Consider the following 17,164-nt stretch of genomic DNA (forward strand, 5'->3'; position numbering starts at 1 on the left):
AAATCCAGAACCTATTCGGTCATTACCGGCAGTTTGTGGTTTGTCCGCGCGCGCGAAAAAAATAATGATCCCGCACCTATGGCCCTTGCCCGCACGTCGCCTAATTAAGGCCCTGAGAGGCGAGGCGGACTTTAGGATGAGCGTGGACGATCCCGAGCCCTCGCTGCCTTTGGGGGTCCGTGATGCAAATCGTCGAAATGTCCGATGCGGTATGGAGCGAGCTTCTTTCGAGGCGGAACCGGCGGGTTCCGCACGACGGCGGCGGGACTGCGGCGGAAAGGCTTTACGGTCCGCTTGCCGGGGCCGCGCGCTCCTTCGTGATGGCACAGGTCGGACAATCGCTCGATGGACGCGTTGCCACGCCGAGCGGCGACGCGCGCGACATTTCCGGTCCTGAAGGCATTCGCCACCTGCATCGTTGCCGCGCGCTGATGGATGCGGTGCTGGTCGGCTCGGGCACTGTGATTGCCGACGATCCAAGGCTTTCGGTGCGCGAAGTGACCGGACCCGATCCCGTCCGCGTCGTCATCGACCGGCGCGGCGAGCTGACCGGACGGGAAAGGCTCCTGCGGGACGGCGGCTCGCCTGTGCTTGTGCTTCAGGGAGAGAGTGCTGCTCTTCGCAGCCTTTCCGGCTGCGAGGTTCTGCGCCTGCGGGAGACCGGCGAGGGGCTGGATCCCCGCGACATCCTGGATGTGCTTTCGGCGCGCGGCCTCGATCGCGTGCTCGTGGAAGGCGGGGCCCGCACCATAGCCCGTTTCATGGCGCGCAACCTGGTGGATCGGCTGCATGTCTGCATCGCGCCGCTGATCATCGGGTCAGGCCGGCCGGGCCTGCAACTGCCGCCCATCGAGCGCCTGTCGTCTGCGCTTCGCCCGCCCATCGAGGTGTACGGTCTCGGCGGCGATGTCCTCTTCGATTGTGATCTCGCCGGCGCCGGCGGGGGACAACCGTGCCCCTCCCTGATGGCACGGCTTCCCGAAGAGGCCTGAGAGGGTCGCCGGTCTCCGCGCCTGCGGCATTCTGTCAGCCCGGTCACGACAAATTCATATCAGCAGGCTCTGATCATCGCAGCGAAGCGCCCTATATCGAAATTGAAAAATGATAATCTGGTCGCAAGGAGTGCCTATGTCTTCTTATGAGGGGTTTGATTTTGCAGGCCTTGATCCTGCGGTCGAAGTGGAGCGCGCCGTCTCCGAACTTCGGCATGGCCGGCCCGTGCTGCTGGCCGAAGGCGAAAGGCGCCTTGCCGTGCTGTCGCTGGACTGCGTGGCACCGGGGGTCTACGAACAGTTTGCGCGCGCGACGGGCGACGAACATCGACTGCTGCTCACCGCGCCGCGGGCTGCGCGCCTCGGGGTGAAGCATGTGGGCGACGTTTCCGTGCCCCTGAAGGGTATGTCCTTCGATGCCGCATCCCGGCTTTCCTATGCACTGGGCGCCGAGGCGCCTTCGGTCTGGCAGCCGGCGGATCCGCTGGCGAGCCTTTCGACCGAACTTGCCCGCCTTGCCCTGCTGCTGCCGGCCATGATCCATTCCGACGTGACGGTGAGGGCGAGCCGTTTTGCCGCCTGCGCGGTTCTCGACGCCACACGGCTTTCCCAGAGCACGCCTGCGCGCCAGCGTTTCGAGATCGTGGTGCGTACGCCCGTGCCGCTGACCGGACTTGGCATGGCCGAGTTCGTGGTGTTCCGCGGCGGGCTGTCCCAGAAGGACCAGGTGGCCATCATCGTCGGCGAACCGGACTACAGCCGCCCCGTGCCGATCCGCATCCACTCGTCCTGCATAACCGGCGATCTGTGCGGATCCCTGAAATGCGATTGCGGCGATCAACTGCGCAACGGCCTCAAGCGGCTGAAGCGGGCAGGCGGCGGCGTGCTGCTCTATCTGGACCAGGAAGGCCGCGGTACCGGCATCGGGGCCAAGATGAGGGCCTACGGCTACCAGCACCGGGGCCTCGACACGATCGATGCGGATGCGGAGCTCGGTCTGGCCGAAGATCACCGCCGCTATGAATCGGCCATCGCCATGCTGCAACTGCTCGGCATAGACAGCGTTGCCGTCTATACCAACAATCCCACGAAGATCGCCGCGCTCCGCGCGGGCGGCATTCTGGTCGATGCGCGGGAGGCGGTGACCGGGAGGGTCACGGCGGAGAATGCCAATTACCTCCGGACGAAGACGATCCGCGCCGGGCACATGCTGGATCTGGCCGAGCTCAAGGCAGTGATCTGACGAAGGAAGGAAGGGCGGCCCCGGGCCGCCCTTTTTCTTACCCGTTCACCACGATCTGAAGCTTCACGTCCGTGGGACGATGCTCGGCCGCGCGCTCGAAGACGGCAATCGACTCTTCGAAGGGGAAGGTACCCGAGATCAGGGGCTTCAGGTCCACCTTGCCCGATGCGATCAGCTCGATGGCCCGATCGTACATGTTGGCGTAGCGGAAGATGCTTTCCAGCCTGAGTTCCTTGGTCTGGATGCGGACGATATCCAGTTCCGCCGTCCCTTTCGCAGGCATGCCGACGAGAACGATGGCGCCGCCCGGGCAGGCGAGTTCGGCAAGGTTTCTGTAGGCCGGTGCCGCGCCGGTCGCCTCGAAGACGATGTCCGCACCCCATCCGCCGGTTTCGCGCAGCAAGTGCTCCACGAGGTCGGTCTTGGTGACGTCCACCGGCGCAATTCCGGCATATTGCGCGGCGATATCGAGCTTGGGACGCGCGAGGTCGGCGACGATGACGCGCGCACATCCGCCGGCGAGGGCCGCAAGCGCGATCATGATGCCGATGGGCCCCGCGCCGATCACCACCGCGACATCGCCCGGCTTGATTCGCGCCTTGGCTGCCGATTGCATCCCGATGGCAAAGGGTTCCACCATCGCGCCTTCCGCAAAGCTGACATTGTCCGGCAGCCGGTAGGTGAAGGCGGCGGGATGCACCACGTGGCCGATCAGGCATCCGTGGATCGGCGGCGTCGCCCAGAAGCGAACGGCGGGATCGAGATTGTAGAGGCCGAGCTTCGAGGCGCGGGAGTTCGGGTCGGGAATTCCAGGCTCCGCGGCCACACGATCGCCGACCTTCAGATGCGTGACGGCATGCCCCACCTCGATCACCGTGCCCGAGGCCTCGTGGCCCAGGATCATCGGTTCCTTCACCACGAAGGGTCCGATCTGGCCCTCCTCGTAGTAGTGCACGTCGGAGCCGCAGACGCCGACGGTATGGACGGCAATCTTCACGTCATGCGGCCCGACCACCTGGTTCGTCTCGAACGGGCGCAGCGACAAAACATGTTTTCTTTCAAGCACCAATGCCTTCATTGCGGGCCTCCCAACCCTGACGCGACCGGACATTCGCAGATGCGCACGTGCTGGTGGAACCCGGTCTGACGCTGTCGATCTTTTCAAAATCGATATTGACAAGCCGCAAGGACAAAAGCAATCATCGTGAACAGATGATATCTGCGGAATACAAAATTTCTTCCGCAAGGTCATGGGGAACGGCAGGGAGGAGCCAGTGACTCAGGGTACCGCGGTCATCGCGACCGGTCGTGCGGGCGTCACCCGCATGCCGCGATGGCTCACATCCGAACATCCATTTCCGTGGCTGGCGCCACTGGCAGCGATGCTGGCCGTCTTCGGTCTCTATCCGCTGATCTATGCCTTCGTGCTGTCGTTCCAGCAGCGCAACCGCATCAAGCGCGTGGACGAATTCGTCGGGCTGAAGAACTGGATCCAGCTGGTCAACGACGACCGCGTCTGGAATGCTCTTTCGGTCACGCTCACCTATGCCTTCGTCGCGATCGTCATCGAGCTCGCGCTTGGCCTGCTGATCGCGCTGCTGCTCGACCAGGACCGCAAGGGCTACGGCCTGATGCGGGCGCTGATGACGCTGCCGCTCGTGGTGCCCCCGGCGGTAACGGGCATGATGTTCCTGCTGCTGGAGGACGGGTCCTTCGGCTGGCTCAGCCAGAACCTCTACATGACCGGGCTTCTGTCGCCGGAGCATCCGATCCTGGCCACCGGATCGACGGCGCTGATGGGCGTGCTGCTGGCCGATATCTGGCAATGGACGCCCTTCATGGTGCTGATCATGATGGCCGGCCTGCGCTCGCTGCCGAAGGAGCCATACGAAGCCGCGGCCATCGACGGAGCCAATGCCTTCCAGACCTTCCGGCGCCTGACCCTGCCGATGCTGTCGCGGGTGATGGCGGTGGCGGTGCTGATCCGCGGCGTCGATCTCTTCCGCATCTTCGACTACATCTACGTGATGACGTCGGGCGGGCCCGGCACCGCCACGGAAAGCCTCTCGGCCTATGCCGGCCGCATCTTCATGACCGGCAATTTCCCCTATGCCGCCACGCTGTCGCTGATGACCATGATCGTCGTCATCATCATCGCGAACCTGTTCGTCCGGCTCTTCAAGGTGAGGTTCTGATGCAGACGTCGCGCCCGGTTCAGATCCTCAAGGACATTCTCGCGACGCTGATCGTGATCGTCTTCATGTTCCCGATCTTCTGGTGGAGCCTGTCTTCCATCAAGCCCTACACGGCGATCTTCAACAAGGACGGGCCGGTCTATTTCGACTTCCAGCCGACCCTGCAGAACTACGAGGTCACGCTGCTCGGCAAGTCGCGCATCGAAAGCAATCTGGAAAGCGGCGGTACGTCGGGGGCCGGTGGCGGCAGTTCCTATGACAGCCGCGAAACCATCCTGCAGTCGATCATCGTCGCGGTCGGCTCGACCATTCTGACCATCGTCCTGTCGACGCTCGCTTCCTACGCGCTGTCGCGCCTGCCGATGCGGGGCAAGCAGCATTTCCTGTTCTGGATCCTGTCGCAGCGCTTCATGCCGCCGATCGCGGCCGTGATCCCGATCATGTTCATGTTCCGCGACATGGCGCTGCTCGACACGCTGACGGGGCTGATCATTGCCCATACGCTCATCAACATACCGATCGCCGTTCTCCTCCTCAAATCCTTCCTGGACGATGTGCCGAAGGAAATCGACGAGGCAGCGATGATCGACGGGGCAACCCGCCTGCAGACCTTCCGCCGCATCATCCTGCCCATGATCAAGGGCGGGGTGGCCGCAACCGCGGTGCTCTGCTTCATCGTCTCGTGGACCGAGTTCCTGTTGTCGCTCTACCTGACGACCTCGATCCGCACGCTTCCGGTCAAGATATCCACCTTCGTGACCTCGACCGGCACGGAATGGGGCTTCATCACGGCGCTCGGCACGTCGGCGATCGTCCCGTCCTTTATCTTCATTCTACTGGTTCAACGGCATCTGGTCCGTGGTCTCACCCTTGGTTCACTCAAGGACTGACCCCGGGCGGATCGGCGCCGGGAGCGCCGAAACAGTCTTCATGGGAGGAGAATGACATGAGTTTCAAGGATTACGACAAGCATAAATTCGTCGTCGATACCTGCAACGCCTTCACGCAGAAGCGCATCACAAAGCGCGACTTCCTGCGCAAGATGGCCCTTGCCGGTCTCGGCTTCAGCGCCTTCTCGTCGCAGATGCTCGGTGTCGGGCGTCCGGTCGGCAAGATGCTCGGCTTCGGCTCGGGCTATGCCGAGGCGCAGACCCCGCCGGATGTCGAAAAGTGGCTGAAGGAAGTGGGCGGCAAGTACAAGGGCACCAAGATCCGCTATTCGACCGAGGCAACCCCGCCGTCGATCGTGGCCAACCAGCTGGCGAAGGAGGAGTTCACCAAGCTGACGGGCATCGAGGTCGAGGTGGAAATCGTGCCTCTGGAGCAGGTGCTTGCCAAGGCGACGCAGGACGTGCAGGGCCAGCTCGGCACCTACGACCTCTACTATCTCGATCAGTCCTGGATGGCGACCTTCGCGCCCGATACCGTCGATCCCACCCAGTACTACAAGGACAATGCCGAGCTCGCCATGCCGGGCTTCGACTGGGATGACTTCTCCAAGCCGCTCGTCGAGGGCATTGCCATGTACGACGGCAAGATGGTCGGCATTCCCTTCGACATCCCGATCTTCATCATGATGTACCGCCAGGACCTCCTCGACAAGCACGGCATCAAGGTGCCGGAAACGATGGATGACTACATGAACGCCGTGAAGGCGATCACCGAGGCGGAGAAGGGCAACGGCATCTACGGCACCACCGTGCAGGCCAAGTCCGGCCACTATTCGCTGGAATGCGACTGGACGGCTTTCCTGTGGGGCAATGGCGGCTCGATCTTCAACAAGGACAAGATGTTCTCGGGCAACGACGAGCGCGGCATCGCCGGCCTGAAATACTATCAGGAACTGGTGAAGAACGCTCCGCCGGCCGCAACCACCTGGACCTGGGACGGCGAAGGCCAGTCCGTGCAGCAGGGTCAGGCGGCGCTGCTGCTGTCCTGGGGCGAATTCTTCCCCGGCTTCGACAGCGACGCCTCGAAGGTCAAGGGCCTCATGCAGGCTGCCAAGCCGCCGAAGGAAAACCCCGGCCGCCGCGCGCCTTCCGAGGCCGGGTTCGGCGAAATTCCCGCCATCGGCCATCAGGGCGGCTCGGTCATCGCGCTCAGCCAGTATTCCAAGAACAAGGAAGCTGCGTGGATCTTCATGCAGTGGGCTTGCTCCAAGGATGTCATGGCCCGCGTGTCGACCCTTGGCGGCGGTGCATCGCCGATGCGCCTGTCCTCCTTCTCCGACCCGCGCGTCAAGGAGAAGGCCGTCGTCGGCCCCGGCACGACCCGTCACTTCGACGTGGTCAACTGGACCATCAACAACGCGATGGGCTCCGAACCCGACATGCCGATCTGGGCAGAACTGTCGAACAACGACATCCCGATCGAGCTCGGCAAGCTGCTGACCGGCGAAGCCTACGACGGCAGTGCGGAAGCCTGCATGAATGCGCTTGCCAAGACCATCGACGAGAAGGTCGCGGCCGCAGGTCTGCGTTGATATCGTACAAGACAGGGCAGGGCGGCCATCCGGCTGCCCTGCCACCCAGCCAATCAGGAAAATGACCGGGGACAGGCATGGCAACCGTTACCGTACGGGACGTGGTGAAGAAATATGGCGAGCTGAAGGTGATCCACGGGATCAACCTCTCGATTGCCGAGGGCTCGTTCGTGGTGTTGCTCGGCCCCTCCGGTTGCGGCAAGTCGACCCTGCTGCGGATGATTGCCGGCCTCGAACCCATATCGGAGGGCGATGTTCTGATCGGTGACCGGGTAGTGAACGACGTTCACCCGAAGGACCGCAACATCGCCATGGTCTTCCAGAATTACGCGCTCTACGCGCACATGACCGTGCGGGAAAACATGTCCTTCGCCCTCGACCTGCGCAAGGCGCCGAAGGACGAGATCGAGCGCAAGATCGCCTGGGCGGCGTCGATCCTCAATCTCGAACCCTATCTCGACCGCTACCCGAAGCAGCTTTCCGGCGGCCAGCGGCAGCGCGTCGCCATGGGCCGCGCCATCGTGCGCAATCCGGAAGTGTTCCTCTTCGACGAGCCCCTTTCCAACCTCGATGCCAAGCTGCGCGTGCAGATGCGGACCGAGATCAAGGAGCTCCACCAGCGACTGAAGACCACGACGATCTACGTTACCCACGACCAGATCGAAGCCATGACCATGGCGGACAAGATCGTCATCATGCGCAATGGCTATATCGAGCAGGCGGGCAGCCCCCTGGAGGTCTACGACAATCCCGACAATCTCTTCGTTGCCGAATTCATCGGCTCTCCCTCGATGAACCTGATCGAAGGCCGCGTCGAGGGCGGGCGCTTCGTCTCGAAGGGCGGCACGGCGATTGCCCTTCCCGCCGGCTGCAAGGCGGGCGAGGGGCAGGCGGTGGTACTCGGCATCCGCCCGGAGCATACCCATCCCGATCCCGCCGGAGCGCTCGAGGCACGGGTGGGCGTGGTCGAGCCGACCGGACCGGAAACGCACATCTATTTTGAACTCGACGGGCGGGACATCTGTGCGGTAACCCGCGAACGCACCGGCGTGAAGCCGGGGGACCCGATCCGTCTGCGGCTTGATGCGGATCGCATCCATCTCTTCGATCAGGCCAGCGGGAAGGCCATTCGGTAGGGGAGGCCCCCGCATCAGCGGGAGTGCGGGCGATGAGCGACAAGACCAGCGGCAAGGCCGGCGGAGAGGCGAAGGGGGACGATCTCGGCCCCGTGTCCATCCATGACCTCACCGGCCAGCAGGAGCAGCTGGCCGTGCGGGCGAGCTGGCTCTACTACATGGAGGGCCAGACGCAGGAGCATATTGCCCGGACCCTCGGGATAAACCGCATCCGCGTCAACCGCATCCTCGCCGCCGCGCGCGAAAGCGGGCTCGTGCAGGTCCGCATCAATTCCCGTCTTGCCTCCTGCCTCGATCTCGAAAAGGCACTCTGCGAACAGTATGGGCTGCGCGAAGCCTTCGTCGTACCGACGCCGGAAGAGGCGAGCGACGTCCGCCGCGTCGTCGGTCACGAGGGCGGGCGCATCCTTTCGGACCGTCTGCATGAGAATGTGGTGGTGGCGGTCGGATGGGGGCGAACCCTTCGGCTCGGACTTCAGGCGATGGAGCGCCGTCCGATCCCCGGCATGGAGGTCGTGTCACTGACCGGTGGCCTGACGCGCGGCTCGGTGATGAACAGCCATGAAACGGCAATGCGGCTTTCCGACATGTATGGTGCACGCTGCTCCTACATCGTCGGGCCGGCCTTCACGGATACCGAGGAAACCCTCGACATGCTGCTTCGCCAGCCCATGCTGATGGATGCGCTGGACCACGCCCGCCATGCCGACATCGCCTATATCTCCGTCGGCGGCCTGAACCTCAACACCACCATGGCCCAGCTCGGGCTGATCGGGGCCGACGACATCGAGACACTGGCACGCGCGGGCGCCGTCGGAGACCTCCTGAGCTACTGGGTGGACGAGAATGGGGAGGTGGTGGACCATCCACTGAACCGCCGCGTTCTTGCGCTTCCGCCAGCCGATCTCGTGTCCATCAAGAATGTCATTCTCGTCACGGGAGGGATCGACCGCGCTGCCGTCATTCGCGCGGCGCTGCGCAGGGGGGTGGTGCACACGCTGGTGACCGATGAGAAGACCGCCGAAATCGTCGCCGGAAGGCAAGGGGAGAGCTGAATGGACAAGGATCTCGTCATCGGCATCGACGCCTCGACGACGGCCACCAAGGCGATTGCCTGGAGCCGCGACGGAGAGCCGGTGGCGGAGGGTCGGGCACCCGTCAGCCTTTCCAGCCCGCTGCCGAATTATTACGAGCAGGACCCGGAGGAATGGTGGTCTTCCGCCGTTGCCGCACTGAAATCGCTGACGGCCAGGATCGATCCGGGGCGGGTGGCAGGCATCGCGATTTCCAACCAGCGGGAAACCTTTGCGCCGCTCGACGCCAACGGACGCGCTGTGCGGGCTGGCATGGTCTGGCTCGATGAACGCGCACGGCATCTGGTGCAGGAGCTTGCGGCTGCGGTGGGCGTTGAGAAGGATGGCCTTGCCGCGATCCATCGCATTTCCGGCAAGCCGGTCGATATCATTCCGGTCTCGAACCGCATCTACTGGATGAAGCAGGTCGAACCGGAAAAACATGCGGCGACCGCGATGTTTGCCGACGTGCACGGCTTCCTTGTCCACCGCCTGACCGGGCGCTACGCCACCAGCTGGGCAAGCGCCGATCCGCTCGGCATCTTCGACAACGACCGGAAGATCTGGTCGCCGGAGATCCTGGCCGCTGTCGGCATCGCCGATGACAGGCTGCCGGATGCGGAAAAGCCGGGAAGCGTGCTTTCCCTCGTCAGCGAGGCTGCCGCTGCGGTGACCGGTCTGCGGGCTGGCACCCCCGTCATTGCCGGTGGAGGCGACGGACAGCTCGCCGGTCTGGGCGCGGGAGCACTCTCGCCCGAGGTGGCCTATCTCAATATCGGCACGGCACTCGTCTCCGGTGTCTATGGCCGCGCGTTTCGCAATTCGCTTGCCTGGCGCACCATGGGAAGCCCGACCGGGGAGGGCTACTATTACGAGTCCTGCCTCCGGGGCGGCACCTTCACGGTGACCTGGTTTGCCGACACGATCTGCAAGAGCGAGACGATGCCCCGCGCCGATCTCTTCCGGCAGCTGGAGAGAGAGGCGGCGGACGTGCCGCTTGGCGCGGGCGGGCTCGTCATGCTGCCCTACTGGCAGGGCGTGATGAACCCCTACTGGGATTCCTCGGCGCGCGGAACCTTCATCGGCCTGTCCGGCGCGCATGGTCGCGGCCACATGTACAGGGCGCTGATGGAGGGGCTTGCCTTCGAGCAGCATCTTTCCACCTCCGCCGTCGAACGTGAGCTCGGGGCGCCCGTCGACCGCTTCGTCGGGATCGGCGGCGGCGCGGCCTCTGCCGTATGGCGGCAGATCTTCGCCGACGTTACCGGCAAGGTCGTGGAACGCTCCGAAACCGTCGAGGCCTCGTCGCTCGGCGCCGCCATGTGCGCCGCTGTCGGTGCCGGATGGTTTTCCTCATTCGAAGCGGCCTCGGACGCCATGTCTGGCCGCATCATCGAACGGTCGGAACCGGATGCGGGGCGGCATCGTCGCTACGGCGAACTGTTCGACATCTATGCAGACATATACGGTCGGCTGCGCGAGACTTTTGCCCGCCTCGACCGCTTTCAGGGAGTGCAGGCATGACCCATTCAGGAGATCCAACGCTCGACGCCATGCTGAATGGCACATGGATCAACCCCGATACGGGCAAGCCCGGAGCGCGCCTTCCGTTCAAGGATGTCCGCATTCTCGACACGACGGATGGGGCGGAGGCGGATCTCATCGCACCCCTCGGGCTCGGCAAGCGGCTCGCCGTCGTGTCCGATCCGAACACCAACGACGCCATGGGGGCGCGCGTTGCCCGTGCGCTGCGCGCCATTGCGACCGTGGACGAGGTGGTGATCGACGTCGATGAGGCGACGGAGGCGCATGTGGAGGAGGTCAAGGAGCGGACCCGCCACGCCGATGGCGTTGTTGCCGTGGGCTCCGGAACGCTGCAGGACCTCGTGAAACACGCGACCTTCCTCGACGGCCGGAAGTTTGCGACCTTCGCAACGGCAGCCTCGATGAACGGCTACACCTCGGTCACGGCATCCATCACCGCGGCGAACGGCTTCAAGCAGTCGCTGAAATCCCATGCCTCTCAGGGGATCTTCATGGATGTCGAGGTCGCCGCCCGGGCGCCGGCCTTTCTGGCCCGCGCTGGTCTCGGCGATTGCCTTTGCCGCTCGACGGCGCAGGTGGACTGGCGGCTGTCGAATGCCCTGTTCGGCACGACCTATTTCGAAGCGCCCTTCACCATCCAGATGGATGACGAACGGGATCTGCTGAAGCGGGCGGCGGGCGTGGACAAGGGCGACCATGCGGCCATCCGGACCCTCTACAAGGTACTGACCTGGGTAGGGCTCGGAACGGTCTTTACCGGAACGAGCCATCACGGATCGATGTCTGAACACATGATCAGCCACTGGATCGACATGTTTGCCGGGGACGACCACCCGGGGACGCTGCACGGCCATCAGGTGGGCTATGCCGCCGTCTCCATGTCGCGGCTGCAGAACGCGATCTTCCGGTCTCCGGTGCCGCCGGTGCTGAAGCCGACGCGCATCGATGAAGCCTGGATGATGCGGCGCTACGGGCCGTCGAACGGTGCCTACTGCCTTGCGGAAGCAAGGGCGAAGGCCATGGATGACGAAACGGTCGCCCGCATCAACGCGGCTTTCGAAGACTGGGACCGCTTCCGGGAACCTCTGCTGGAGGTCATGCTGCCGACGGAGGTTCTGGTCAAGGCGCTGCGCGACTGCGGTGGCTATGTGACGGCCATGTCCTCGGGCCTCCCGGCACCCGTCTATGCGGAGGCGCTGCTTCACGCGCGCGACATCCGCAACCGGTTCTCCGTTCTCGATGTCGCCGATGACGGCGGCATTCTGGCCAATTTTGCTGCCCGCGAGGCAGGGCTTTCCCGTCAGTCGCTTCAGGGAGAACAGGCATGACGCGCGCGATCATTCTGGGTGCCGGCGTGATGGGCACATCCTTCGGCCTTCCCCTGTCGGATCGGGGCATGGAGGTGCGCCTTGTGGGCACCCATCTCGACCGCCAGCTGGTGGCCGGCATGAAGCAGGACGGTGTGCATCCGAGATTGCGCGCGCCCATCGGCGAGCGCTTCTCCCTCTATGACGATACCGATATCGAACGGGCCTTCGCCGAGCCCGCCGATCTCGTCGTTGTCGGCGTGTCCACGCCCGGGGTTTCCTACGCCATCGAGAAGCTTTCCCGTCACATGAGGGGCAAGCCGGCGATCGTGCTGCTGACGAAGGGCATAGCGGAAGGGGAAGGCGGAATCGAGATCCTGCCCGACACCATGGCGCGCGCCTTCGCCCGGCAGGGGATCGGCCATGGGCCGATCGGCGCCGTGGGCGGTCCCTGCATTGCGGGGGAGCTGGCGGTGCGGCGGGACACGACGGCCATCATCGGCTTCAGGGAGCCGGGGCTTGCGGCAACCTGGGCGGCGGCCATCGCCACGCCCTATTACACACTGCGACACACGGAGGATCTGGTCGGCCTCGAGATCTGCGCGGCGCTGAAGAACTTCTACGCCATCGGCGTTTCCGTGCCGCAGGGGCAGGCCGAGATTCGCCCGGCATCGAACGGGGCGGGGCTGCACAACGCGACCGCCAGCCTGTTCAACCAGGCCGTCAACGAGCTGTCCGCCATCGTTGCCGCCTCCGGCGGCAATCCGTCGACGGCACAGGGCCTCGCGGGTCTCGGAGACCTGCACGTCACCTGCCAGGCGGGGCGGAACTCGCGGCTGGGGCGGTTGATGGGCGCGGGCTCCTCCTATGCGGATGCCATGGGCGGTCCCCTCAAGGGCGAGACCGTGGAGGGAACGCTGGTCGCACAGACGCTTGCAGGGCCCCTGGCGGCACTGGCAGCTGCAGGCAGACTGCCGGAATCGGCCGTTCCCCTTGCGCGCTCGATCATCGCCGCCGTAACGGCCAATCGTCCGCTGGCTCCCGCCTGGGACCGCTATCACCTGACGGCGTGATCTTCAGATGGCCGGCACGATGTAGTCGGGGACGATGCCGCAGGCGGCGATCTTCTCGCGCACGTCCACGCCCTTGAAGAGGCCGTGATCGGACACGAGAACGGTTCCCCAGCCCGCCGCCGCACCGCCGAGTACGTCGGTGTGCAGGGTGTCGCCGACCATGCAGATCCTTCCGTCCCTGGCAGCCGGGTGCGTCCTGCGCACCAGATCGTAGACCGACGGGAAGGGCTTGCCGTGGAATTCCACCGATCCGAGTCCGAGCTTTGCCAGACGGTAGCCGAAATAGCCGGGCTCGGTGCTCAACCCGCCCTCGCGCGGGGCGATGATGTCGGGATTGGCTATGATGACGGGGCGGGAGCGCCGCGTCAGCGTAGCCTCGAGCAGGGCCTGGCGATGGGCCGTCCAGCGCAGGTTCGAGAGAAAGAGAAAGCCTTCGGCGCGGTCGTAGAGTTCGGCATCATCCCCGGGATGAAGCGGCTGGAAGGGCAGGGCGCCGGCCTCGCCCGCATCCATCCCCAGGACCGCCCAGTTTTCGTTTGCTCCCCGTGCGATGGCGGCTTCCTCCGCCGCCTGCCTGCTGGTCGCAATGTCCGTCGAGGGAAAGTCGAAGCCGAGGCGAGTGAACTTCGCGAGCGAGGCGGCCGGATCGTAGCTCGCCGCATTGGTGACCACCACGCAGGTCTTGCCGCGTGCGCGCAGCATGCGTACGCGCTCGACCGCGCCGGGAATCGGCGTATCGCCCACATTCAGCACGCCGAACGCATCGAAGACGAACATGTCGAACTCATCCACCAGCGCTCCGAGGTCAGTCCTTGCCGCGCCGGCCCCCTTGAATCGGGCCTCCGGCAGCAGCCCGCGGACTGCCTCATAGGCCTTGAAGGCGGTGTCCGAATCGAAGGCCGGCGCCAGCGGATCCTGGCCGTCGGGAATGGGAAGGGCATGAACTGATGTCATTGAAGAGGGTCGTCCGGCGAGGTTCCAGTCCCAAAATGGGAAGCGTTGCCGCAGGCCCCTGGGTGAGGCGCTGCACATGATGCTGTCCATAGCATTTGCGGTCCGTCAAGGTGAGGAGAAATTGGCGGCTTCGACCTGTTTTTCCTCATCCGCCAGGGCTCGGACGCTGCCGGAGGAAGCGCTGGCTTCATGCTCCCGTCACCGGAGCGCCGGCTGGGGCCGGTTGCAGCAGAACTCACCCATTCGTTAACTGGATTATGTTATATATAACTTTACTAATCCCGTTATTAGTTTATAGCATTTTTTACATATAATCAGCGCCGGAGACGACGAGGTTCCGGCAATGTTGAAGCGCATCTTCAAGAACAAGCAAGGCAATTTCGGCCTTACGACCGCCTTTCTGATGGCACCGCTGATGGCCATGGCTGGCATTGCGCTCGATTTTGGCAACGCCTATGTCCTTCGCAACGACCTGCAGAACGCAGCGGATGCCGCAGTCGTGGGGGCGATCTCCGAGAAATCCACGGGCGTGACGGCCTCCTACTGGCAGGACAACGGCGCCGTCGGGGCGGCAGAGCGCGATGCGGTCAAGTTGTTCACGGCCCAGGTCCAGCCGCGCTCCGACCTCAAGCTCGTATCCACCAATGCCTCGGTCACGAAGACGGGCAACCTGCTGAAATCGACGCTCACCTATCGTGCGGAGGTCAAGACGATCTTCTCGCAGATCATCGGCAAGAACACGATTACCTTCAAAGGCACGGCCACGGCCGAGTATTCGACGCAGACCTTCCGGCAGTTCTACGTGCTCCTCGACAATACCCCTTCCATGGGCGTCGGGGCCACCACGGCCGACATCAACAAGATGGTCGCGAACACGTCCGACAAGTGTGCCTTTGCCTGCCACATCGTCGACAATGGGGTCGAGAACACCGGCGACTACTACAATCTGGCGAAGAAGCTCGGCGTCACCATCCGCATCGATGTCGTGGCCCAGGCCGTGGCAAGCCTGATGGACACGGCAATCAGGACCCGAAGCACCGGCGACCAGTACAGCATGTCCGTCTATACCTTCGGCGAGAAGGCGGAGGATGTGAAGCCGCTGGAAGTCGCTTCCATGACCAGCGATCTCGCGAACATCAAGACCAAGGCCAACAAGATCCAGCTGATGACCATCCCCTATCAGGGATACAACATGGACCAGCAGACCAGCTTCGATACCGCCCTGACCCAGATGAAATCCATCATCGGTTCGCAGGGCACGGGCGCTTCCGCGCTCAACCCGGAGAAGGTGGTGTTTTTCGTGTCGGATGGCGTCGGCGACAGCAAGAAGCCGGTGGGCTGCACCAAACCGCTCTATTCGAGCACGCGGTGCCAGGAACCCATCGATCTGAAATACTGCGATGCGCTGAAGGCGAACGGCATCAAGATTGCCGTGCTCTATACCACCTATCTGCCGCTGCCGACCAACGGCTGGTACAACACCTGGATCGCGCCGTTCCAGAACCAGATCTCCACGAACATGCGAGCCTGCGCCAGCGAGGGCCTGTTCTTCGAGGTGAGCCCAACGCAGGGCATTGCCGAGGCCATGAACGCCCTGTTCCTGCGCATCGTCACCACGCCCCGTCTGACCGGCTGAAGACACGAAGAAAGGCGTTTCGGAAAAGAGCCTGCCGGTTCGCCAATTCCGGTGGACGGTGAGCCCGGCAGACCGGGCGGCGCCACCGGTCATTTCCTATATTTCGTTTTCAAAATCTATACTTATCGCAAATTGTCATTCGTCAAATTTTCTTCTATGCAAGGAGAATGAAGGCTCGCGGCGAGCCCGGCTTCAGCCGGGTTTTGCAGCGGGAGTCCAGTCGTTTCTCCGGTGATTGCCCATGCAGCCAGGTCTGGTCACGGACATAAAGGCCTATATCAGCCAGACGCTCCTGCATCGGCAGGTCTCCGGTCTTCCGGCGCTGGCGGTTGCCTTCGTCGCGGTAGGCATCGCCTTCTTCCTGCGGCTGGCGTTGTCGGGCCTTCTGGAAGACCGTGCGGTCTTTACCCTCTTCATCCTTCCCATCCTGCTGGTGGCGATTGTCGCCGGGCTCGGTGCGTCGCTGCTGGCGGTTGGCCTTTCCACGATTGCGGCCACCTACCTGAGCTCGAGCACCAGCGGTACCTTCAACGGTGCCGAGGCGCTGGTCTTTGCCGGGGTGGGCGTCGTGATTGCCTTCATCGGCGAGGCGCTGCGCAATGCCCGCGACGCGATCACGGCCAGCCGTGGCGACCTGGATGTGCGCGAAGCCCATCTTCGCTCCATTCTCGATACGGTTCTCGATGCGACCGTCGTCAGCACCGCGGACGGGACGATCGTTTCCTTCAATGCCGCGGCAGTGCGTCAGTTCGGCTATACGGAGGAGGAGGTCGTGGGGCAGAACCTTCGGATCCTCATGCCGGAGCCCTATCGCGGCGAACATGACGGCTACATGCAACGCTATCTGCGCACCGGCGAGAAGCGGATCATCGGGGTCGACCGGGTGGTCGTCGGACGGCGCAAGGATGGCTCGACCTTTCCGATGAAGCTCGCTGTCGGCGAAACCCGCACCCGCGGCCAGACCTTCTTTACCGGTTTCATCCGGGACCTGACGGAGCGCGAGGAATCGGCAACCCGCCTCCAGGAAATCCAGGGGCAGCTTGCACGGCTGGCGCGCCTCAATGAAATGGGCGAAATGGCCTCGACGCTGGCCCATGAGCTGAACCAGCCGCTTTCCGCCATCGCAAATTATGTTCACGGCTGTTCGCGCCTGCTGAGAGACCTGGACGATGCGGTCGCCTCGCGCATGCGCGAGGCGCTGGAAGAGACGGCCAGGCAGTCCCTGAGGGCCGGGCAGATCATCAAGCACCTGCGCGAGTTCGTGACGAAGGGCGAGACGGAGCGCGGGCCGGAAAACATCCGGACCCTGGTCGAGGAGGCCGGGGCCCTGGCCCTTGCCGGCTCGCGGGAAAAAGGTGTGCGGACCATCTTCGACTTCCAGCCGGGCGCCGAATACGTGCTCGTCGACCGCATCCAGATCCAGCAGGTTCTCACCATGTGTGGACGGCCCGTGGAATGCAAGACTCTGTATCGATGGGATCGGTCAGGTTCAGTCATGTGTCCGGCCTTTTATCGTGGCATTGTAGCC

14 protein-coding genes are annotated in these 17,164 nt (G+C 63.8%); 12 read left to right on the forward strand and 2 right to left on the reverse strand.

The genetic code is table 11. The annotated features are described in order from the left end of the window. Positions 1-182 precede the first annotated feature (182 nt). Together GGR23_RS04470 and ribA are read left to right on the forward strand one after the other, a co-directional pair. On the forward strand, positions 183-992 hold the full coding sequence (locus tag GGR23_RS04470) for a RibD family protein (RefSeq protein WP_183364876.1): 810 nt from the start codon (positions 183-185) through the stop codon (positions 990-992). Positions 993-1,128: 136 nt separating this feature from the next. Beyond that, on the forward strand, positions 1,129-2,235 hold the full coding sequence (ribA, locus tag GGR23_RS04475; RefSeq protein WP_183364877.1) for a GTP cyclohydrolase II RibA: 1,107 nt from the start codon (positions 1,129-1,131) through the stop codon (positions 2,233-2,235). A gap of 37 nt (positions 2,236-2,272) precedes the next feature. Here the strand turns inward: ribA and GGR23_RS04480 are convergent, their stop codons facing one another. Next, positions 2,273-3,313 (reverse strand): NAD(P)-dependent alcohol dehydrogenase, encoded by a 1,041-nt coding sequence (locus tag GGR23_RS04480; RefSeq protein ID WP_183364878.1) that lies wholly within the window; start codon positions 3,311-3,313, stop codon positions 2,273-2,275. Positions 3,314-3,509: 196 nt separating this feature from the next. Between GGR23_RS04480 and GGR23_RS04485 the strand changes: the two genes are divergently transcribed. The 8 genes from GGR23_RS04485 (at position 3,510) to GGR23_RS04520 (ending at position 13,046) form a co-directional block, all read left to right on the forward strand. Beyond that, positions 3,510-4,430: a carbohydrate ABC transporter permease gene (locus GGR23_RS04485; protein WP_343066598.1), complete on the forward strand. Its 921-nt coding sequence runs from the start codon at positions 3,510-3,512 to the stop codon at positions 4,428-4,430. Then, positions 4,430-5,320 carry a carbohydrate ABC transporter permease gene (locus GGR23_RS04490; protein ID WP_183364879.1) on the forward strand — a complete coding sequence of 297 codons (891 nt, stop codon included), beginning with the start codon at positions 4,430-4,432 and terminating at the stop codon, positions 5,318-5,320. The genes GGR23_RS04485 and GGR23_RS04490 overlap by 1 nt, the downstream gene beginning before the upstream one ends. A 56-nt stretch (positions 5,321-5,376) precedes the next feature. Continuing rightward, the gene (locus tag GGR23_RS04495; RefSeq protein WP_183364880.1) at positions 5,377-6,912 is read left to right on the forward strand and encodes an ABC transporter substrate-binding protein; all 1,536 of its coding nucleotides are present in this window, start codon (positions 5,377-5,379) and stop codon (positions 6,910-6,912) included. Between the two features lie 77 nt (positions 6,913-6,989). Further along, positions 6,990-8,048: an ABC transporter ATP-binding protein gene (locus GGR23_RS04500; protein ID WP_183364881.1), complete on the forward strand. Its 1,059-nt coding sequence runs from the start codon at positions 6,990-6,992 to the stop codon at positions 8,046-8,048. Positions 8,049-8,080: 32 nt separating this feature from the next. Beyond that, positions 8,081-9,103: a sugar-binding transcriptional regulator gene (locus GGR23_RS04505; protein WP_183364882.1), complete on the forward strand. Its 1,023-nt coding sequence runs from the start codon at positions 8,081-8,083 to the stop codon at positions 9,101-9,103. After that, positions 9,104-10,645 carry an FGGY-family carbohydrate kinase gene (locus GGR23_RS04510; protein ID WP_183364883.1) on the forward strand — a complete coding sequence of 514 codons (1,542 nt, stop codon included), beginning with the start codon at positions 9,104-9,106 and terminating at the stop codon, positions 10,643-10,645. Then, positions 10,642-11,994: an iron-containing alcohol dehydrogenase gene (locus GGR23_RS04515; protein WP_183364884.1), complete on the forward strand. Its 1,353-nt coding sequence runs from the start codon at positions 10,642-10,644 to the stop codon at positions 11,992-11,994. Before GGR23_RS04510 ends, GGR23_RS04515 begins: the two co-directional genes overlap by 4 nt. After that, entirely contained in the window at positions 11,991-13,046 is a 1,056-nt protein-coding gene (locus tag GGR23_RS04520) for a 2-dehydropantoate 2-reductase N-terminal domain-containing protein (RefSeq protein ID WP_183364885.1), read from the forward strand. Before GGR23_RS04515 ends, GGR23_RS04520 begins: the two co-directional genes overlap by 4 nt. A 3-nt stretch (positions 13,047-13,049) precedes the next feature. Here GGR23_RS04520 and GGR23_RS04525 read toward each other — a convergent pair whose 3' ends face one another. Further along, the gene (locus GGR23_RS04525; RefSeq protein ID WP_183364886.1) at positions 13,050-14,000 is read right to left on the reverse strand and encodes an HAD-IIA family hydrolase; all 951 of its coding nucleotides are present in this window, start codon (positions 13,998-14,000) and stop codon (positions 13,050-13,052) included. Between the two features lie 343 nt (positions 14,001-14,343). On the opposite strand from GGR23_RS04525, the gene GGR23_RS04530 reads away from it, so the two are divergent. Next, positions 14,344-15,636 (forward strand): pilus assembly protein, encoded by a 1,293-nt coding sequence (locus GGR23_RS04530; RefSeq protein WP_183364887.1) that lies wholly within the window; start codon positions 14,344-14,346, stop codon positions 15,634-15,636. A gap of 241 nt (positions 15,637-15,877) precedes the next feature. Next, positions 15,878-17,164, forward strand: a 1,287-nt coding sequence (locus GGR23_RS04535) for a PAS domain S-box protein (protein WP_183364888.1), incomplete at its 3' end; no start/stop codon positions are given.

Origin of the sequence: Gellertiella hungarica (assembly GCF_014197145.1) — a bacterium.
GTDB classification, from domain to species: domain Bacteria; phylum Pseudomonadota; class Alphaproteobacteria; order Rhizobiales; family Rhizobiaceae; genus Gellertiella; species Gellertiella hungarica.

Excerpts from the sequence above, each read along its gene's own strand:
- GGR23_RS04470 (WP_183364876.1), top strand. The coding sequence starts at position 183 with ATGCAAATCGTCGAAATGTCCGATGCGGTATGGAGCGAGCTTCTTTCG.
- GGR23_RS04495 (WP_183364880.1), top strand. The coding sequence starts at position 5,377 with ATGAGTTTCAAGGATTACGACAAGCATAAATTCGTCGTCGATACCTGC.
- GGR23_RS04480 (WP_183364878.1), bottom strand. The coding sequence starts at position 3,313 with ATGAAGGCATTGGTGCTTGAAAGAAAACATGTTTTGTCGCTGCGCCCG.
- GGR23_RS04530 (WP_183364887.1), top strand. The coding sequence starts at position 14,344 with ATGTTGAAGCGCATCTTCAAGAACAAGCAAGGCAATTTCGGCCTTACG.
- GGR23_RS04500 (WP_183364881.1), top strand. The coding sequence starts at position 6,990 with ATGGCAACCGTTACCGTACGGGACGTGGTGAAGAAATATGGCGAGCTG.
- GGR23_RS04510 (WP_183364883.1), top strand. The coding sequence starts at position 9,104 with ATGGACAAGGATCTCGTCATCGGCATCGACGCCTCGACGACGGCCACC.
- GGR23_RS04520 (WP_183364885.1), top strand. The coding sequence starts at position 11,991 with ATGACGCGCGCGATCATTCTGGGTGCCGGCGTGATGGGCACATCCTTC.
- GGR23_RS04490 (WP_183364879.1), top strand. The coding sequence starts at position 4,430 with ATGCAGACGTCGCGCCCGGTTCAGATCCTCAAGGACATTCTCGCGACG.
- GGR23_RS04515 (WP_183364884.1), top strand. The coding sequence starts at position 10,642 with ATGACCCATTCAGGAGATCCAACGCTCGACGCCATGCTGAATGGCACA.
- ribA (WP_183364877.1), top strand. The coding sequence starts at position 1,129 with ATGTCTTCTTATGAGGGGTTTGATTTTGCAGGCCTTGATCCTGCGGTC.
- GGR23_RS04505 (WP_183364882.1), top strand. The coding sequence starts at position 8,081 with ATGAGCGACAAGACCAGCGGCAAGGCCGGCGGAGAGGCGAAGGGGGAC.
- GGR23_RS04525 (WP_183364886.1), bottom strand. The coding sequence starts at position 14,000 with ATGACATCAGTTCATGCCCTTCCCATTCCCGACGGCCAGGATCCGCTG.